The sequence below is a fragment of the Bradyrhizobium sp. USDA 4501 genome (assembly GCF_054062115.1).
In genome coordinates this window covers 3,557,050-3,574,328 of the sequence record NZ_JBSSEX010000001.1, presented here as the reverse complement: position 1 = coordinate 3,574,328, position 17,279 = coordinate 3,557,050, and the positions used below count along the sequence as shown (strand labels likewise).

Genomic DNA, 17,279 nt, shown 5'->3' with positions numbered 1-17,279 from the left:
ACGACGCGTCTATTCCTTTAAGAGGATAAGTAGGTTAACCCATGCCGAAAACCGCAAGCGCGGGGACCGAAACGCGCGTATACATAGCGCCGCGCCCGGGGGCAAGCCGGTAGGTAGGGGGCCCTCGAGTGTCTTTTGGGGGTGTTTTGACCGGTTGCGGGCGGGTTGTGGCGCACGGGTAACACGGGGCAACTCGAAGGCGGATTGGATGGGACGTTATATCGATGAGATCCTGCAGCCTGGCGAGAAGGTGCTGTATTCCACCAATGCGCACTGGATGTTCTATCTGCCGGCGATCGGGGCCTGGATCGTGGTGCTGGCGCTCTTGATCCTGTCGCGGATGACGACGGTCGACGGCCTCGTGATGGCCTGCTTTGCGGCCGCCGCCGTGGTCGCGGTCGCGGCGCTGTACTGGACCGCCGCGGCCTGGTTCCACCGCTGGACCACCGAAACCGACGTCACCAATTTCCGCGTGGTGCACAAGAGCGGCTTCATCAAGCGGCGTACCTTCGAGATGAGCCTCGACAAGGTCGAAAGCGTCGACGTCAACCAGAGCATCATGGGACGCCTGCTCAATTACGGCGACGTCACCATCCGCGGCGTCGGCGAGGGCATCGAGACCATCAGGACCATCGCCGCGCCGCTGTCGTTCCGCAATTCGATCACCGCGCGATAGGGGCGCGCGCAATCATGGCCACGCAATCAACTCTTTCCGGTTTCTCCGCCAGTTCCTCCGCCAATGCCTCCGCCAGCTCGGTCGATCCGGCCGAGGTCGCGAAATTCTCGAAACTGTCCGATGAATGGTGGGATCCGCGCGGCAAGATGGCGCCGCTGCACAAGATCAACCCGCTGCGCCTGACCTATATCCGCGACGCGGCCTGCCGCAAGTTCGAGCGCAACGCCAAGAGCCTCAGCTGCCTGTCCGGCCTGCGCCTGCTCGACATCGGCTGCGGCGCCGGCCTGTTGTGCGAGCCGTTCACGCGGTTAGGGGCCCAGGTGATCGGGATCGATCCGTCCGCCACCAACATCGCTGCCGCGAAGCTGCACGCCGACAAGGGCCATCTGTCGATCGACTACCGCTGCACCACGGTGGAGGAGATGGACGCCCGCGAGCGCTTCGACATCGTGCTGGCGATGGAGGTGGTCGAGCACGTCAATGACGTCGGCGCCTTCATCAAGCGCTGCGCTGTCATGCTCAAGCCCGGCGGGCTGATGGTGGTCTCGACCCTGAACCGCAACTTGAAGAGTTTTGCGCTGGCGATCGTCGGCGCCGAATACGTGCTGCGCTGGCTGCCGCGCGGCACCCATGAGTGGAGCAAGTTCGTCACCCCCGCCGAGCTCGAGCGCTATCTCGGCGACGTCAACCTCACCGTCACCGAACAGGCCGGCGTGGTCTACAACCCGCTCGCCGACAAATGGATCGTGTCGACCGACATGGACGTGAACTACATGGTGGTGGCGGAAGAGGTGTGAGTTGAGTGTCACGGCCTTGGCCACACAACAGGTGTCGTCCCTGCGAACACAGAATTCGTAGCCCGGATGGAGCGTAGCGTAATCCGGGACCCCTTCGTCCGCGGATGAGCTGGCCCCGGATTGCGCTTCGCTTCATCCGGGCTACGGAAGTTTGTGGACATCGCGCAATCCAGTCATGCGCCCACTCGGTTGACCGCGTCAGCGGCAATCGGCACGCTGGGCGTGTACTCCCGCCGGCATGCTTTCCTTATCCCCCATGTTCACGATCGCCTCGCTCTGGATTCCCTTCACCATCGTCGCTGCGTTCGGGCAGGTGGCGCGCAATGCGATGCAGCGGCATCTGACCGGGCCGCTCGGGACCTGGGGCGCGACCAATATCCGCTTCCTGTTCGGCCTGCCGTTCTCGGTGGTGTTCTTCGCGCTGGCGGTGCTGCTGACCGGCGATCGCGTGCCGTGGCCGTCATCGTCGTTCTGGCCGTGGCTGGTGACCGGCGCGCTCAGCCAAATCGTCGGCACCGGCTTCATGCTGCTGGCGATGAACGACCGCTCTTTCGTCGTCACCACGGCCTACATGAAGACCGAGGCGATCCAGACCGCGATCTTCGGCTTCATCTTCCTCGGCGACCATCTAACGACGACCAAGGTGATCGCGATCGTGATCGCGACCATCGGCGTCATCATCACCGCGCTGCGGCCCGGCGGGCAGAAGAGCTTTGCCGACCTGCGCCCGACCGTGCTCGGCCTCGGCGCCGCCGCAGTGTTCGCGATCTCGGCGGTGAGCTTTCGCGGCGCGATCATCGCGGTGCCCGGCGTCTCATTTGTCACGGCGGCCTCCTACACGCTGATGTGGAGCCTCCTCGTGCAGACGCTGATCCTGTCGGTCTATCTGTTGCTGCGCGCGCCCGACGTGCTGAGGTCGATCCTCAAGTTGTGGCGGCCCTCGATGTTCGCGGGCTTCATGGGCGCGTTCTCATCGCAATTCTGGTTCCTGGCGTTCGCGCTCACCGCCGCCGCCAATGTGCGCACGCTGGCGCTGATCGAGGTTCTGTTCGCGCAGGGCGTGGCCTATTTCTCGCTCAAGCAGCCGTTCTCGCTGCGCGAGATGTTCGGCATCGTCCTGATCGTGATCGGCGTCGCGCTCTTGATCGCCGCGTAATTACCCTTTCACCGCGATCAGCACCGCGCCCGCGGAGATCAGCGCGATCCCGAGCCAGCCATAGGCCGAGGGGCGTTCGCCGAGGAAGGTGGCGCCGAACAGCGCCACCAGCACCACGCTGAGCTTGTCGATCGGTGCGACGAGTGTGGCTGGTCCAAGCTTGAGCGCGCGGAAATAGCAGATCCATGACGCGCCGGTGCCGAGCCCGGACAGCAGCAGGAACAGCCAGCTCTTCGCCGAGATCGGCCCGGACTGGGCGAACTGTCCGGTCGCGAACAAGATGGCCGACAGCGTGATCAAGACGATCACGGTGCGGATCAGGGTGGCGAGATCGGAGTTGATGCCCTCGACGCCCACCTTGGCGAAGATCGCGGTAAGCGCGGCGAAGACGGCGGAAAGAAACGCCCAGACCTGCCAGGAGGAGAATGAGTCGGGGGGCATGCTCTTCCCAGATTGTCATTCCGGGGCGGTGCGCAGCACCGAACCCGGAATCTCGAGGTTGCGGCGCGAGATTCCGGGTTCACGCTTCGCGTGCCCCGGAATGACGCTGCGCGTCAATTCCGGTCTTCCGGCAGCGTCGGCAGCGGCGAGACCTCGACGCCTTCGTCGATCAGCGCGCGGGCCTCTTCGGGCGAGGCTTCGCCGTAGATTGGCCGGTGCTCGATATCGCCGTAGTGCATCTTGCGCGCTTCGTTGGGGAAGCGGTCGCCGACATTGTCGGCGTTCTTCACGATGTGGTCGCGCAGCTCCTTCAGCTTGCTGCGCAGCTCGCGCTCCTGCGCCATCATCAGCGACGTCGATTCATTGCCGGTCGCTTCGACGGGCGCGGCCAGCGCCGGCTGGGCCGGTTCGCGGCCCTTCTTGCTGACGATCTGCGGCGCCATGATCGCGCGCTCGATCTTGCTTGAGCCGCACGACGGGCAATCGATCAGGTGACGCCGCTCCTGCGATTCATAGGCCGAGGAGCTCTGGAACCAGCTCTCGAACTGGTGGCCGCGCTCGCAGCGCAGCGTGTAGCGGATCATGCCGAACCCCGGACGAGGTGCAGATGTTCCGGGCCGGCCTTGGGGTCGGCGATGCCGAAACGCCTGCCATGCTGCAGCGAGGGAATGGTCTTGCGCGCGGTCTCGACCTTGGCGGGGTCGATCTCGGCCAGGAACACGCCCGGCTCGACGCCGCCCTCGGCGAGGATCTCGCCCCAGGGGTCGATGATCAGCGAATGGCCGAAGGTCTCGCGCTTGTTCTCATGCAGGCCGGCCTGCGCTGCCGCGAACACGAAGCAGCCGGTCTCGATGGCGCGGGCGCGCAGCAGCGTGTGCCAATGCGCTTCGCCGGTCTTGCGGGTGAAGGCGGACGGCACGGTGAGGAACGATGCGCCGGCTTCGGCCAGCGCACGGTACAGCGCCGGGAAGCGCACGTCGTAGCAGATAGTCAGTCCGATCCGGCCCCAGGGCAGGTCGGAGATCACGGCAGTCTCGCCGGGCTGATAATTGGCCGATTCGCGGTAGCTTTCGCCGCCGGGCAAATCGATATCGAACATATGGATCTTGTCGTAGCTCGCGAGCAGATTGCCCTCGGGCCCGATCAGGAACGAGCGGTTGACCGCCTTCTCCGGCGAGTAGCGCAGCGCCAGCGAGCCGATATGCAGGTGGATCTTCAGCTCGGCGGCCAGCGCGCGATACGCCTTGAGCGACGTATCGTCCTCTTCGCTCGCCAAATGCTCGAACAGCGCCTTGCGGTTGAGCTGCATCATGTTGCTGACCTCAGGGGTCAGCACGTACTTGGCACCCTGCGCCGCCGCCTCGCGGATCAGCCGCGTGCCCTGCTCGAGGCTCGGCTCCGGCAGCAATCCGGTGCGCATCTGCACCATGGCGGCGGTGAAAATGTTCTCCGTCATCAGGCGCCGCCTCCGTTGCTGAGCAGGCCGTCGAGCTTGCCCTCGCGGTCGAGCGCGTAGAGCTCGTCGCAGCCGCCGACATGGGTCTTGCCGATGAAGATCTGCGGGAAGGTCGAGCCGGCACCGGCGCGGCCATACATCTCGTCGCGATAGGCCGGGTTGCTGGCGACGCTCAATTCGGTGAACGCGGCGTTCTTGCGCGTCAAAAGCGATTTGGCCGCGCTGCAATAACCGCAGCCCGGGCGGGTGTAGATTTCAATGGCAGCGGTCATGGTGCGCTCGGTTGAACCAGAATGTCAGATTATATGGGAGCGCGGTGGGTATCGACAACCCGGGCAAACACCAGCACGTCGACCTGCGCGGCTTTGGCGCGGAGCAGCGCCCGCGCGCAGGCGTCCACTGTCGCGCCCGAGGTCAGGACGTCGTCGATCAGGATCACGCGGCGGCCCTGGACGTCAGCCTTGCGTTCATCGGCGACCCCGAATGCGCCCTGGACATTGCTGGCGCGATCCTTGCGTGACAGCCCGATCTGCTGCTCGGTGGCGCGGATGCGCCGCAGCGCTTCGGCAGTCATTTTGACGCCGCTCTGGCGCGCGATCACCTTGGCGAGCGCCCCGGACTGGTTGTAGCGCCGGCTCCAGCCGCGCCGCCAATGCAGAGGAACCGGAACCAGCAGATCGGCGTCGTGGAGCAATTCCTTCCCCGCCCGCGCCATCCAGCGACCCATTGTGGGCGCCAGATCGGTGCGATCCTGGTATTTCAATGCGTGCACCAGCGTGCGCGCGACATCGTCATAGCGCACCGCTGCGCGGGCTCTGCTGTAGGCCGGCGGATTGGCGATCGCCTCCATCGACAGCAGCCCGGGGCCGGGATCGTAGACGAAGGGAATCCCGAGCCGCGGGCAGAACGGCGGCGCGATGAACGACAATCTGGCCCAGCAGGCCGCGCACACCCCCTCGCCATCGACCGGCTCGCGGCACGAAACGCATAGCGTCGGCAGCGCGATATCGAGCGCCAGCCGCGCCGTGCGCAGCCACGCGCCCCCGATCGCGCCAAGCGCGCGCTGGACGTGACCGGTAATGGAGCGTGTCGGTGATGCCTCGGCGTCCATGGCGGGCGAGGCTAGCGTTTGAGCAACGCCGGCTCAAGGCGCATTGCCTGCGGCGGCGGTCCGGCGTAACCAGCGGCATGACACCGAACCCGCCCTCAGCCCCCATCCTGTTCGACCGCGCCTTGCTCGGCGCGCGGCTGGCGCGCGCGCGGCGCGAGGGCGCGGCGACATTCCTGCTCGAGCGTGCCAGCGAAGACATGGCGGACCGCTTGCAGGCGGTATCGCGCAGCTTTTCGGCGGCGGCCGATGTCTGGACGCCGGGTGTCGGGCTCGCGGACGTCCTGCGCGGGCGTGTCGCCGCGGTCGATGCGATCGGTTTCAGCGAGGCGGAAGCGCTCGGTCTGGCGCCGGAGTCGCTCGATCTTGTGGTCTCCGCGCTGGCCTTCCAGTTCGTCAATGATCTGCCGGGCGTGCTGGCGCAGCTCCGCCGGGCGCTGAAGCCGGACGGGCTGCTGCTCGCTTCGATGCTCGGCGGCGATACGCTGACCGAGCTGCGGCAAAGCTTTGCCGCGGCGGAGGCGGAATGCGAGGGCGGGGCGTCGCCGCGCGTCGCACCGTTCGCCGATCTGCGCGATATCGGCGCGCTGTTGCAGCGGGCCGGCTTCGCGCTGCCGGTCACCGACGTCGACCGCGTCGTGGTGCGCTATTCAAGCGCGTTCGCGCTGATGGCTGACCTGCGACGCATGGGTGCGACCAATGTGCTGCGCGAGCGCCGGCACACCTTAACCCGCCGCGCCACCATGCTGCGGATGGCGCAGATCTACGGCGAACGCTTCGCCGATCCCGACGGCCGCATCCGCGCCACCTTCGACATCGTCTGGCTGTCCGGCTGGGCGCCGCATGAAAGCCAGCCGAAGCCGCTCAAGCCAGGGTCGGCGAAGGCGAGCCTTGAGGCGGCGGTGAAGGGGACGAAGCGCTAGGGACGCACGATGCTAGGGCTCCCTCTCCCGCTTGCGGGGGAGGGCAATTGCATATGGAATGAACCGATTCTTCCGCGCCGTCATGGCCGGGCTTGTCCCGGCCATCCACGTCTTTTCTCCGCGTGGAAACGAAGACGTGGATGCCCGGGACAAGCCCGGGCATGACGAGTTTGTGGGAACTCCGATCGCCTCAAACGGCCATATGCGATTGCCCTGTCCTTGCGGGAAAAGGCGAGTGGAGCTTGCACGATTTCGGAATAATGGAATTATGCCGGTGAGTTGCCCGACGTGTCAAGTCGCCTGGTCGGACGCCGGCCACCGCCACCTGCTTTGCATGGGGTTGTTTTCGATATTTTGGCAGCGCGCCTCCCTCGCAAGCGGAAGAGGCGAAGAGGATCACAGCAACAGATCGATCAGATGCGGCAGCAGCGGGATGTCCGCGGGCGGCATCGGGTAGTCGCGCAGCTTGCTTGCGCGGACCCAGGCGAGGTTCTGGCCCTCGCGCGCCACCGCGATGCCCTCCCAGCGCCGGCAGATGTAGAGCGGCATCAGCAGATGGAAGGTCTCGTAGGCATGGCTGGCGAAGGTCAGCGGCGCGAGGCACGGCTCGCTCACGGTGATGCCGATCTCCTCATGCAGCTCGCGGATCAGGGTCTGCTCCGGCCGCTCGCCGGGCTCGATCTTGCCGCCGGGGAATTCCCACAGGCCGGCCAGCGCCTTGCCCTCGGGGCGCTGCGCCAGCAGCACGCGCTTGTCGGCATCGACAAGCGCGCAGGCGACGACGAGGGTCAGCTTGATGTCAGCCATGCGGCGGGGGATTCCTTCCAGTCTGCAAGCTTTCATTAACCAGCAACGCGCTGTCAGCCAAACGATTTATGCCCGCGCGGCTTTCCGCGATCGCGATAAGCCGGCCTTAATTCGTATCCGGCAGGGTGAAGGTTCTCATTTATCTGCCCATCATATTCTTTGCCGACATAACCCATGAGCACCTTGATCCGGACCATCAGCCGTTTCCGTCGCGATCGCTCCGGCAACATCGCAATGACCTTTGGCCTCGCTGTGCTGCCGCTCGTCGTCGCGGTCGGATGCGCGGTCGACTATTCCCGCGCCAACCAGATCCGCAGCAAGCTGATATCGGCCGCCGACGCCGCGAGCGTCGGATCGATCGCCAAGGCATCGCCCGGCTTCATCGCCGCCGGCGCCATGACCTCGGACGGCGAGATCCAGGCGGGCGAAGCCGATGCGGCCAAGATCTTCAACGGCAACATCTTGAACCAGAACAGCTTCACGCTGACCAGCGTGACGCCGACCATGACCAAGACCGGCGGGGTCATCACCTCGACGGTCAAGTTCACCGCCGATGTCCCGACCATGTTCCTCGGCGTGATCGGACAAAGCAAGATGACGGTGACCGGCGCGTCGACCTCGACCGCGAACATGCCGCTCTATATCGATTTCTATCTCCTGCTCGACAACTCGCCGTCGATGGGGGTTGCGGCGACGCCCGCCGACGTGACCAAGATGGTCAACAACACGTCCGACAAGTGCGCCTTCGCCTGTCACGACTACAACGACGCCAACAACTACTACAATCTCGCCAAGACGCTCGGCGTGACGACGCGGATCGACGTGCTGCGCAGCGCGACCCAGCAATTGATGGACACGGCCGCGAACACCGCGACCTATGCCAGCCAGTACCGGATGGCGATCTACGATTTCGGCGCCTCGTCGAAGACGATCGGCCTGCGCGCACTGTTCTCGCTGTCGACCAGCCTGTCGAGCGCCAAGACCGCGGCCGGCAACATCGACCTGATGGGCGTCTACGGCAACAACGATTCCTACACCGCCGACAAGGACAGCCAGTTCTCGAAGGTGCTTCCGGCCATCAGCAACGCGATCAGCGCGCCGGGCCCGGGCACGGCGGCGGCGCCGATGAAATACCTGTTCTTCGTGTCCGACGGCGTGGCTGACGAACCGAATTCAAGCTGCCTGAAGCCGGTCAGCGGCGGCAATCGCTGCCAGTCGCCGATCAATCCGGCGTTGTGCACGGCCATCAAGAACCGCGGCATCAAGATCGCGGTGCTCTACACGACTTACCTGCAGCTGCCGACCAACGGCTGGTACATGACCTGGATCGATCCGTTCAACCAGGGCCCGTTCGGCCCGTCGCCGAACAGCCAGATCGCGCAGAACATGCAGGCCTGCGCGTCGCCGGGCTTCTATTTCGAGGTCAGCCCGACGCAAGGCATCGCCGACGCGATGAACGCGCTGTTCAAGAAGGCCGTCGCCGACGCGCGGATCAGCAGCTAGCGAAGCGCACACGCTCTATCACCGTCACCCTGAGGAGGCCGCAAAGCGGCCGTCTCTCTCGAAGGGTCGACGGCCAGGGTTTCTCTATGCGGCGCTCTCGTGGCCGTGCATCCTTCGAGACGCGCTACGCGCTCCTCAGGATGACGGGTAGGAAGGTGTGCGATTAAGACCGGTAATCTCCGTTGATCGCGACGTATTCCTTGGTGAGGTCGCAGGTCAGCACGCGGTCTTTGGCCTTGCCGAGGCCAAGCGCGACCTTGATCTGGATCTTCGGCGCCTTCATCGCCTCCGACACCTCTTTCTCGTTGTAGGAGGGGTCGCGCGCGCCGCTCTTGGCGACGCGGATGCCGTTGAAGGAGATCGAGAGCTTGTCGCGGTTGGCAGGTTCGCCGGCCTTGCCGACCGCCATCACCACGCGGCCCCAATTGGCGTCCTCGCCGGCGATCGCGGTCTTCACCAGCGGCGAATTGGCGATCGACATCGCGATTCTGCGCGCCGACGGTTTGGTGGTGGCGCCCTCGACCACGACCTCGACCAGCTTGCGGGCGCCTTCGCCGTCGCGCGCCACCTGCTCGGACAGATCGGCGAGGATCTGCTGGAACGCCTTGGTGAAGGCCTTCAGCCGCGGGTCGCCGGCGCGCGAGATCTTCGGCGCGCCGTTGGCAGCGGCTGCGCCGGTTGCAAATGCCAGCAACGTGTCCGAGGTCGAGGTGTCGCCGTCGATGGTCAGCGCATTGAAGGTGTCCTCGACGCCGGCCTTGAGCAGGGATTGCAGCACCGAGGCCGACAGCGGCGCGTCGGTGAAGATGAACGACAGCATGGTCGCCATGTCGGGCATGATCATGCCGGCGCCCTTGGCCATGCCGTTGATCGTCACCTTGGCCTTGCCGAGCTTGACGGTCGCGGTGGCGACCTTCGGAAAGGTGTCGGTGGTCATTATTGCCTTCGCTGCGTCCATCCAGCGATCGGGGGTCGCGGTCTCCGCGAGCTGCGCCAGCACGCCGTCGAACTTGGTGGCGTCGAGCGGCTCGCCGATCACGCCGGTGGAGGCGAGGAACACGTCCGATGTCGAGCAGCCGACCGCCTTCGCCGCGATCTGCGCGGTCAGCGCGGTCGACGCCTTGCCGGTCTTGCCGGTGAAGGCGTTGGCGTTGCCGGAATTGACCACCAGCGCGCGCGCAGCGCCGCCCTGCAGCTTGGCGCGGCACCATTCGACCGGCGCCGACGGGCACTTCGACTTGGTGAAGACGCCGGCCACCGCGGTGCCCTTGTCGAGCAGCGCGAGCAGCACGTCGGTGCGCCCCTTGTAGCGGATGCCGGCGGCAGCGGTCGCAAGCCGCACACCCGCGATCACGGGCATCTCGGGAACGTCGGGCGGGGCGAGGGGGGAGACGGCGGTGGACATCGGCAAGCTTCCGGCTACGGGGAGGGAAGCGCTCCATAACATCTCGCCGCAAGAAGCGGGAGAGGGCTGCGATGCGAACGCGCTGTCATGAATCGTTCAAGGAAGCGGTAGCGCGACGAATGTGTAGCCCGGATGGAGCGAAGCGCAATCCGGGACGAGTCCCTCCGCGGCAACAGACCCCGGATTTCGCTGCGCTTCATCCGGGCTACGAGGACGGGCTAAAAAAGCAAAATGGCCGGGACGAGCCCGGCCATCGCGCATTGAAGCTATCGACGTCGCAAAGCTTACTTCTTCGCCGGCGCCATCTTGTTGTCGGCCGGCTTCGGCGCGTCCTTGGCGGCATCCGCCGGCGCGGCCGCATCGGCCGGCTTGTCCATGCGCTCGACCTTGGCGGCCTCGCGCAGCTTGGCGACATAGTCGGCCTGGGCCTTGCGGGTCACATAGGTCTCGATCTGGGCCTTCACCTGCTCGAAGTCGGGCGCCTTGCGGTTGCGCTTTTCCTCGACCTTGATGATGTGCCAGCCGAACTGCGACTTGACCGGATCGGAGATCTTGCCCGGCTCGAGCGAGAAGGCGACCGCGGAGAATTCCGGCACCATCTGCTCCTTGGTGAAGAAGCCGAGGTCGCCGCCGTCGGAGGCGCCGGGGTCCTTGGACTTCTTCTTGGCGAGCTCGCCGAAGTCGGCGCCCTTGTCGAGCTCGGCCTTGATCGCCTTGGCCTCGTCCTCGGTCTCGACCAGGATGTGGCGGGCGCGCACCTCCTGCTCGCCTGTGATCTGCTTGGCGGCCTCCTCATAGACCTTCTTCATGGCGTCGTCGGTGGTCGCGGCCTTGCCCTCGCTGGCAAGCAGGCTGTCCATCAACAGGCGGTTGCGGGTGAAGGCGAGCCGCTTCTTGAAGTCGTCATTGTTCTCGATCTTCTTGTCCTCGGCGGCCTTGGACACGATCTTCATGTCGATCAGGAAGGACAGCACGTTGTCCTTGCGGGTCGAGGGGTCCATCTGCTGCAGGCTCTGGCCGAGTTCCTCCTCGGCGAGCGCCACGTCGCTGGCGTGGATCTCCGAGCCGTTGACCTTCGCCAGCACCGGATCGGATTCCGCGGCCCGGACCGGGAGGCCGGCAGCCAGCACTGCGACAAGACAGCCCGTCGCGGCCAGGGTGGCGAGGCCGAGGCGCAGGCCGGTTTTGGTTTCCGGGGGCGAGGTGGTCATGCAAAATCCTTGTCTCAAAGGGGGGAAGCTCGAGCGGGGCGGACACTCGCCCAATCGTGTTACATTGGCAACGCGAAAGTCTTGTCAAAATGATGAATTCCTTGACATCTTGCCAGCGTTGACAACCCCCCGACCGGGCCATATCTCTGGCCAACCGCGTCAGCGGCGAGAGCGCTTATTTTGCTGCGTTTTTCGCCGTTGAACCCAGGATGGCCTGTTTCCCACTCAATTGGCGGAGGAGCCCCCGGGCCGGGGCTCGAACCGTAGCGCGTCACGTTGAGTTGATAGGCGATCCGGCGGACCATCTCAGGCTGTAATCCAAGACTGAATTCCAAGTTGAATTCCAACACTGAACGAAGACCGAACTCGAGACCGAAGAACAGGAATTTCGCATGATCGGCGCGCTCGCCCGCAAGTTTTTCGGCTCCGCCAACGACCGTCGGGTCAAGGGGTATCAGTCCCGCGTCAACGCCATCAACGCGCTGGAGCCCGAGCTCGTCAAACTGACGGACGATCAGCTCAAGGCCCGCACCGCCGAGTTCAAGCAGCAGCTCGCCAGCGGCAAGACGCTGGACGACATCCTGGTTCCGGCCTTCGCCACCGTACGCGAGGCCGCCAAGCGGACGCTCGGCCAGCGCCATTTCGACGTTCAGCTGATCGGCGGCATGGTGCTGCACGAGGGCGACATCGCCGAGATGAAGACCGGCGAAGGCAAGACGCTGGTCGCGACGCTCGCGGTCTACCTGAACGCGCTCGCCGGCAAGGGCGTCCACGTCGTCACCGTCAACGACTACCTCGCCCGCCGCGACTCCGGCTGGATGGGCCAGATCTACGCCTTCCTGGGGCTGACCACCGGCGTGATCGTGCACGGCCTCGACGACGCCGAGCGCAAGGCTGCCTATGCCTGCGACATCACCTACGGCACCAACAACGAATACGGCTTCGACTATCTGCGCGACAACATGAAGTACCGCCTGGAGGACATGGTCCAGCGCGAGCACTATTACGCGATCGTCGACGAGGTGGACTCGATCCTGATCGACGAGGCGCGCACGCCGCTGATCATCTCCGGCCCGCTCGACGACCGCTCGGATTTCTACAACACCATCGACACCTTCATGCCGAATCTCGCCAAGAAGGACGACTACGAGGTCGACGAGAAGCAGCGCACGGTGACGCTGACCGAAGCCGGCATGGAGAAGCTGGAGAACCTGCTGCGCGACGCCGGCCAGCTCAAGGGCGACTCGCTGTACGACGTCGAGAACGTCTCCGTCGTGCATCACGTCAACCAGGCGCTGCGCGCGCACACGCTGTTCACGCGCGACAAGGACTACATCGTCCGCGACGACGAGGTCGTCATCATCGACGAGTTCACCGGCCGCATGATGCAGGGCCGCCGCTATTCGGAAGGCCTGCACCAGGCGCTGGAGGCCAAGGAGCACGTCACGGTCCAGCCCGAGAACCAGACGCTGGCCTCGATCACCTTCCAGAACTATTTCCGGATGTACCAGAAGCTGTCCGGCATGACCGGCACGGCGCTGACCGAAGCCGACGAACTGTTCGACATCTACAAGCTCGAGGTCGTGGAGATCCCGACCAACCTGCCGGTGGCGCGCCTCGACGAGGACGACGAGGTCTACCGCACCCAGAACGAGAAATACGCCGCGATCCTTGCCGAGATCGAGCGCGCCAACAAGCGGCTGCAGCCGGTGCTGGTCGGCACGGCGTCGATCGAGAAGTCGGAAGTGCTGGCCGAGTACCTGAAGAAACACGGCTACAAGCAGATCGACTTCACGTCCGAATCCGGCATGGAGAAGCTCTACGCCGCCGCGCGTGCCGGCAAGCCGGCAAAGCTGTTCGCGGTGCTGAACGCGCGCTTCCACGAGCAGGAAGCCTATATCGTCGCGGAAGCCGGCGTGCCGGGCGCGATCACGATCGCGACCAACATGGCCGGCCGCGGCACCGACATCAAGCTCGGCGGCTCGCTCGAGATGCGGATCCAGCAGGAGACCGCCGGGATCACGGATGAGGCCGAGAAGGCCAAGAAGATCGAGCAGATCAAGGCCGACATCGAGCGCTTCCGCGAGATCGTGCTGAAGGCGGAAGAGGATTTCGAGGTCGAGCCCGCCAAGGGCAACAAGCCCGCGAAAACCGTGAAGAAGCCGGGCGGCCTCTACATCATCGGCTCCGAGCGTCACGAATCCCGCCGCATCGACAACCAGCTGCGCGGCCGTTCCGGCCGTCAGGGCGATCCCGGCCGCTCGAAGTTCTTCCTGTCGCTGGAAGACGACCTGATGCGCATCTTCGGCTCCGACCGGCTCGACAGCATGCTGCAGCGGCTCGGCCTGCAGGAAGGCGAAGCCATCATCCATCCCTGGATCAACAAGGCGCTCGAGAAGGCGCAGCAGAAGGTCGAGGCGCGCAACTTCGACATCCGCAAGAACCTCTTGAAGTTCGACAACGTCCAGAACGACCAGCGCAAGGTGATCTTCGACCAGCGCGTCGACCTGATGAAGGACGACAGCGTCGTCGAGACCGTGACCGACATGCGCCATGCCTTCGTCGAGGACGTGGTCGCCAAATACATTCCCGAGCACGCCTATGCCGAGCAGTGGGACACCGCCGGCCTCAAGGACGAGCTGAAGCGCGTGCTCGATGTCGATCTGCCGGTCGACGAATGGGCCAAGGAAGAGGGCATCGCCGACGAGGAGCTGCTGACGCGCATCGAGACCCATGTCGACGAGCGCATGGCCGCCAAGGTCGCGCAATGGGGTCCCGACGTGATGCGTTACGTCGAGAAGACCATCCTGCTGCAGACGCTGGACCATCTCTGGCGCGAGCACCTGATCATGCTCGACCATTTGCGCCAGGTGATCGGCCTGCGCGGCTATGGCCAGCGCGATCCGTTGCAGGAGTACAAGACCGAGGCCTTCAACCTGTTCCAGGAGATGAGCGCGCATCTGCGCGAGGCCGTCACCGCGCAGCTGATGCGGGTCGAGATCGTGCCGCCGGAGGAGCCGCCGCAGCCGCTGCCGCTGATGGAAGCGCACAAGCTCGATCCCAACACCGGCGAGGACGAGTTCGCGCAGGCCCGCCTGACCGAAGCGACCTACGCCCAGGCCTCGCTGGCGCCGGGGATGATTGCCACCGACCGCGATCCGAACGATCCGGCGAGTTGGGGCAAGGTCGGCCGCAACGAGGACTGTCCCTGCGGGTCAGGCAAGAAGTACAAGCACTGCCACGGCCGGTACGCGTAGCCGCCGCGCGCGCTGAGGCGGCGGGCGACTGGCCCGCGCCCGTCGAGCCGCATCGCTCTCAGCCGGCGAAGGCCTTGTCGAGATCGGCGATCACGATCTTCTGCATCTTCAGCATCGCCTGCATCGCGCGGTCGGCTGCCTTGCGATCGGGGGCGCTGAGATAGCGGCCGAGCGCGGTCGGGATCACCTGCCAGGACAGGCCGAAGCGGTCCTTGAGCCAGCCGCAGCGCGATTCCTGGCCGCCGTCGGTGAGCTTCTCCCAGAAGTAGTCCACCTGCTCCTGGGTCTCGACGCTCAGGAAGAACGACACCGCCTCGTTGAACTTGTGCTGCGGCCCGCCATTGAGCGCGTGGAACCGCTGCCCCTCGAGCTCGAAGCTCGCCATGAAATCGCTGACGGTCTCGATCTTGGCGTTCGGAAACACCGATTGGTAGAAGGCGACGGCATCGCGGACGTTGTTGTCGAGCCAGAGGAACGGCGTGATCGAAGTCATGACGGGAAGTCCTCGCTAATTGTCGATCGGGGAAGCCTGCGCGACGGCGCGCGAAGGCTGCGCCGCAGGGCGCGCCCCAAGGACGCACCAAACCGCTGCATCCCGACATTTCCTGCCGGTCTTTTTTCGATGGTTTCGGCAGGAGCGCGCCGGGCCGGCGCGGCCTTAATTGGCGCTGCCGATCAGGCTTTCCAGCAGGCGCTTGAGCTCGGTGGTCGACTTGTCGCCATAGCTCTCGACGATGTGCTCCTCCTGGCTCACCGCGAGCGAGTTGAGCCGCCGGCACAGCGCCTTGCCGCGGTCGGAGACGAACATCAGCACCTTGCGGCGATCCTTGGGATCCTGGACGCGATAGACCAGCGCGTCCGACACCATGCGGTCGATCATCTTGGTCAGCGTCGGATGGTTGAGCAGCACAGCATCCGCAAGCTCGCCCATCGAGTGGCCGTTGCCGTCGGACAGCACCTTCAGGATGCGCCACTGCTCGACCGGCACGCCTTCCTTGGCGAGCCGCGTCTCCAACTGCCGGTTGATCTCCCGGTTGGCTTGCGCCAGCAGGTAGGCGAGATGTTCGGTGATCGGGGAATTTTCTTTCGGCGGTTTAGCCACGGCGTGAGACCTGGTTCCTGACCCGGTGAATGAATGTCCGGCAACTCATGCCGTTTCTATATGCACTTCAATTGTTGAATATTCAATATTTTCACCTAGGATATTCCCCCAACCAAGGGGCGGATGCCGCGACCGCCCGCTGGCTGCGTTGCGTACTGCTTCCCAGACAGGAGTTGGCGTGCTCTCGACGGTCTCTTCCCAGGCGTATGGCGGCTTGCCCGTCGCGCCGCCGCTGCTGTTTCGAAATCCGTCGTCCTGCGCGGCCGATCTCGCTTTGACCGTCAAGCCGGGGTCCTCGCGCCGTGGCGGCACCGACAGCAAGCTTCGAATCGGCAATTTCATCACCTTCTCGGGCGCGCCCGGCATCTGGGGGCCGATCTCCGCCAACAGCGTCATGCTCGCGGTCGCCGAGATCAACCGCCGCGGCGGCATCCGCGGCCGCGAGGTCGAATTGTCGATGTACGACGCCGGCGGCCCGATCGAGGAGGTGGTGCGCCGCGCCGAGCGGGCGATCGCGTTCGACGAGATCGACGTGATCATGGGCTCGCATATCTCGGCGGTGCGCCTCGCGCTGCGCAAGGTCACGGCCGGCCGCATCCCCTATGTCTACACGCCGGTCTATGAGGGCGGCGAGCGGACGCCGGGGGTGATGGCGATCGGCGAGACGCCGCGCGCGGAAAGCCGGCCGGCGATCCACTGGCTCACCGAGGTCAAGAAGGCGCAGCGCTGGTACCTGATCGGCAGCGATTATGTCTGGCCCTGGCAGTCGCATCGCGCGGTGAAGCGCTACATCAAGGAGGCCGGCGGCCACGTCGTCGGCGAGGAATTCGTTCCGCTCGGCGAGGACAATCACGAGCCGCATCTGGCGCGGATTCGCGCAGCACGGCCAGATGTCGTGCTGATCACCCTGATCGGCACCGACAGCATCACCTTCAACCGTGCCTTCGCCGAGGCCGGGCTTGCCGCGACCACGCTGCGTTACGCTGGCGCGATGGACGAGACCGTGATGCTCGGCATCGGCCCCGACTCGACCCAAAACCTGTTCTGCGCCTCCGGCTATTTCGGCTGCATCGATTCGTGCGCCAATGACGACTTCCGGACCAGCTACCGCGCGATGTTCGGGGCGCATGCGCCGCCGATCGGCTCGGTAGGGCAGTCCAATTATGAGGGGATGCGCTTTCTCGAGGCGGCGGCCAATCAGGCGCGCTCGCTGTCGATCGGACCGCTGTCCGCCGCGGCGCACAATCTCGTCTACAGCGGTGCCCGCGGCACCGTCACAATTCGCGACGGCCGCGCCGAGATGCCGATCTATCTTGCCGAGGCCGACGGTCTCGACTTCAATGTGATCAGGACGATCTAGATGGACCGGGCGATGCCGCGCTCGCCGCGCGGCTTGCCGGTGCCAGACAGGAGCAGGTGTGCATTCGACGCCCTACG

Annotated in this window: 17 protein-coding genes; 7 read left to right on the top strand and 10 right to left on the bottom strand. The window is 65.2% G+C overall.

Translation table 11 applies throughout. The annotated features are described in order from the left end of the window. The first annotated feature begins 208 nt into the window (after positions 1-208). The 3 genes from ACVWZM_RS16430 (at position 209) to ACVWZM_RS16420 (ending at position 2,629) form a co-directional block, all read left to right on the top strand. A complete protein-coding gene (locus tag ACVWZM_RS16430; protein WP_057015559.1) occupies positions 209-676 on the top strand; it encodes a PH domain-containing protein in 468 nt (155 codons plus the stop codon). A 14-nt stretch (positions 677-690) separates the two neighbouring features. After that, positions 691-1,473, top strand: a complete 783-nt coding sequence (ubiG, locus tag ACVWZM_RS16425) for a bifunctional 2-polyprenyl-6-hydroxyphenol methylase/3-demethylubiquinol 3-O-methyltransferase UbiG (RefSeq protein ID WP_456853879.1) — start codon at positions 691-693, stop codon at positions 1,471-1,473. A 256-nt stretch (positions 1,474-1,729) separates the two neighbouring features. Then, positions 1,730-2,629 carry an EamA family transporter gene (locus tag ACVWZM_RS16420; RefSeq protein ID WP_456856701.1) on the top strand — a complete coding sequence of 300 codons (900 nt, stop codon included), beginning with the start codon at positions 1,730-1,732 and terminating at the stop codon, positions 2,627-2,629. On the opposite strand, the gene ACVWZM_RS16415 is transcribed toward ACVWZM_RS16420, so the two are convergent. The 5 genes from ACVWZM_RS16415 to ACVWZM_RS16395 form a co-directional block, all read right to left on the bottom strand. After that, a complete protein-coding gene (locus ACVWZM_RS16415; protein ID WP_456853877.1) occupies positions 2,630-3,070 on the bottom strand; it encodes an EamA family transporter in 441 nt (146 codons plus the stop codon). A gap of 113 nt (positions 3,071-3,183) precedes the next feature. Next, positions 3,184-3,654 (bottom strand): DUF1178 family protein, encoded by a 471-nt coding sequence (locus ACVWZM_RS16410; protein WP_456853875.1) that lies wholly within the window; start codon positions 3,652-3,654, stop codon positions 3,184-3,186. Beyond that, entirely contained in the window at positions 3,651-4,526 is an 876-nt protein-coding gene (locus ACVWZM_RS16405; protein ID WP_168858580.1) for a carbon-nitrogen hydrolase family protein, read from the bottom strand. The genes ACVWZM_RS16410 and ACVWZM_RS16405 overlap by 4 nt, the downstream gene beginning before the upstream one ends. Beyond that, a complete protein-coding gene (gene grxC, locus ACVWZM_RS16400) occupies positions 4,526-4,798 on the bottom strand; it encodes a glutaredoxin 3 (protein WP_057015554.1) in 273 nt (90 codons plus the stop codon). The genes ACVWZM_RS16405 and grxC overlap by 1 nt, the downstream gene beginning before the upstream one ends. Before the next feature lie 29 nt (positions 4,799-4,827). Next, positions 4,828-5,637: a ComF family protein gene (locus ACVWZM_RS16395; protein WP_456783219.1), complete on the bottom strand. Its 810-nt coding sequence runs from the start codon at positions 5,635-5,637 to the stop codon at positions 4,828-4,830. Positions 5,638-5,714: 77 nt separating this feature from the next. Between ACVWZM_RS16395 and ACVWZM_RS16390 the strand changes: the two genes are divergently transcribed. Next, positions 5,715-6,557: a methyltransferase domain-containing protein gene (locus ACVWZM_RS16390; protein ID WP_456853873.1), complete on the top strand. Its 843-nt coding sequence runs from the start codon at positions 5,715-5,717 to the stop codon at positions 6,555-6,557. 396 nt (positions 6,558-6,953) lie between these two features. Here the strand turns inward: ACVWZM_RS16390 and ACVWZM_RS16385 are convergent, their stop codons facing one another. After that, positions 6,954-7,364: a (deoxy)nucleoside triphosphate pyrophosphohydrolase gene (locus ACVWZM_RS16385; RefSeq protein ID WP_028343243.1), complete on the bottom strand. Its 411-nt coding sequence runs from the start codon at positions 7,362-7,364 to the stop codon at positions 6,954-6,956. A gap of 174 nt (positions 7,365-7,538) precedes the next feature. On the opposite strand from ACVWZM_RS16385, the gene ACVWZM_RS16380 reads away from it, so the two are divergent. Beyond that, positions 7,539-8,867, top strand: a complete 1,329-nt coding sequence (locus ACVWZM_RS16380) for a TadE/TadG family type IV pilus assembly protein (RefSeq protein WP_456853871.1) — start codon at positions 7,539-7,541, stop codon at positions 8,865-8,867. A 163-nt stretch (positions 8,868-9,030) separates the two neighbouring features. On the opposite strand, the gene argJ is transcribed toward ACVWZM_RS16380, so the two are convergent. After that, the gene (gene argJ / locus ACVWZM_RS16375) at positions 9,031-10,272 is read right to left on the bottom strand and encodes a bifunctional glutamate N-acetyltransferase/amino-acid acetyltransferase ArgJ (RefSeq protein ID WP_456853869.1); all 1,242 of its coding nucleotides are present in this window, start codon (positions 10,270-10,272) and stop codon (positions 9,031-9,033) included. 284 nt (positions 10,273-10,556) lie between these two features. Further along, entirely contained in the window at positions 10,557-11,483 is a 927-nt protein-coding gene (locus ACVWZM_RS16370; RefSeq protein ID WP_057015624.1) for a peptidylprolyl isomerase, read from the bottom strand. Positions 11,484-11,875: 392 nt separating this feature from the next. Between ACVWZM_RS16370 and secA the strand changes: the two genes are divergently transcribed. Further along, a complete protein-coding gene (gene secA / locus ACVWZM_RS16365; RefSeq protein ID WP_253588264.1) occupies positions 11,876-14,740 on the top strand; it encodes a preprotein translocase subunit SecA in 2,865 nt (954 codons plus the stop codon). Positions 14,741-14,798: 58 nt separating this feature from the next. Here secA and ACVWZM_RS16360 read toward each other — a convergent pair whose 3' ends face one another. Further along, positions 14,799-15,233 (bottom strand): VOC family protein, encoded by a 435-nt coding sequence (locus ACVWZM_RS16360; RefSeq protein ID WP_168858585.1) that lies wholly within the window; start codon positions 15,231-15,233, stop codon positions 14,799-14,801. 165 nt (positions 15,234-15,398) lie between these two features. Beyond that, positions 15,399-15,842, bottom strand: a complete 444-nt coding sequence (locus ACVWZM_RS16355) for a MarR family winged helix-turn-helix transcriptional regulator (RefSeq protein ID WP_016847408.1) — start codon at positions 15,840-15,842, stop codon at positions 15,399-15,401. Between the two features lie 178 nt (positions 15,843-16,020). Between ACVWZM_RS16355 and ACVWZM_RS16350 the strand changes: the two genes are divergently transcribed. Beyond that, complete coding sequence (locus tag ACVWZM_RS16350) at positions 16,021-17,202, top strand: substrate-binding domain-containing protein (protein WP_456853867.1); 1,182 nt, start codon at positions 16,021-16,023, stop codon at positions 17,200-17,202. The last annotated feature ends 77 nt before the right edge of the window (positions 17,203-17,279 follow it).

Bases quoted from the DNA above. Each gene is read 5' to 3' on its own strand.
- ACVWZM_RS16390 (WP_456853873.1), top strand. From the start codon at position 5,715: ATGACACCGAACCCGCCCTCAGCCCCCATCCTGTTCGACCGCGCCTTG.
- secA (WP_253588264.1), top strand. From the start codon at position 11,876: ATGATCGGCGCGCTCGCCCGCAAGTTTTTCGGCTCCGCCAACGACCGT.
- ACVWZM_RS16430 (WP_057015559.1), top strand. From the start codon at position 209: ATGGGACGTTATATCGATGAGATCCTGCAGCCTGGCGAGAAGGTGCTG.
- ACVWZM_RS16415 (WP_456853877.1), bottom strand. From the start codon at position 3,070: ATGCCCCCCGACTCATTCTCCTCCTGGCAGGTCTGGGCGTTTCTTTCC.
- ACVWZM_RS16405 (WP_168858580.1), bottom strand. From the start codon at position 4,526: ATGACGGAGAACATTTTCACCGCCGCCATGGTGCAGATGCGCACCGGA.
- ACVWZM_RS16385 (WP_028343243.1), bottom strand. From the start codon at position 7,364: ATGGCTGACATCAAGCTGACCCTCGTCGTCGCCTGCGCGCTTGTCGAT.
- ACVWZM_RS16395 (WP_456783219.1), bottom strand. From the start codon at position 5,637: ATGGACGCCGAGGCATCACCGACACGCTCCATTACCGGTCACGTCCAG.
- ACVWZM_RS16360 (WP_168858585.1), bottom strand. From the start codon at position 15,233: ATGACTTCGATCACGCCGTTCCTCTGGCTCGACAACAACGTCCGCGAT.
- ACVWZM_RS16370 (WP_057015624.1), bottom strand. From the start codon at position 11,483: ATGACCACCTCGCCCCCGGAAACCAAAACCGGCCTGCGCCTCGGCCTC.
- ACVWZM_RS16380 (WP_456853871.1), top strand. From the start codon at position 7,539: ATGAGCACCTTGATCCGGACCATCAGCCGTTTCCGTCGCGATCGCTCC.
- ACVWZM_RS16410 (WP_456853875.1), bottom strand. From the start codon at position 3,654: ATGATCCGCTACACGCTGCGCTGCGAGCGCGGCCACCAGTTCGAGAGC.
- grxC (WP_057015554.1), bottom strand. From the start codon at position 4,798: ATGACCGCTGCCATTGAAATCTACACCCGCCCGGGCTGCGGTTATTGC.
- argJ (WP_456853869.1), bottom strand. From the start codon at position 10,272: ATGTCCACCGCCGTCTCCCCCCTCGCCCCGCCCGACGTTCCCGAGATG.
- ACVWZM_RS16420 (WP_456856701.1), top strand. From the start codon at position 1,730: ATGTTCACGATCGCCTCGCTCTGGATTCCCTTCACCATCGTCGCTGCG.
- ubiG (WP_456853879.1), top strand. From the start codon at position 691: ATGGCCACGCAATCAACTCTTTCCGGTTTCTCCGCCAGTTCCTCCGCC.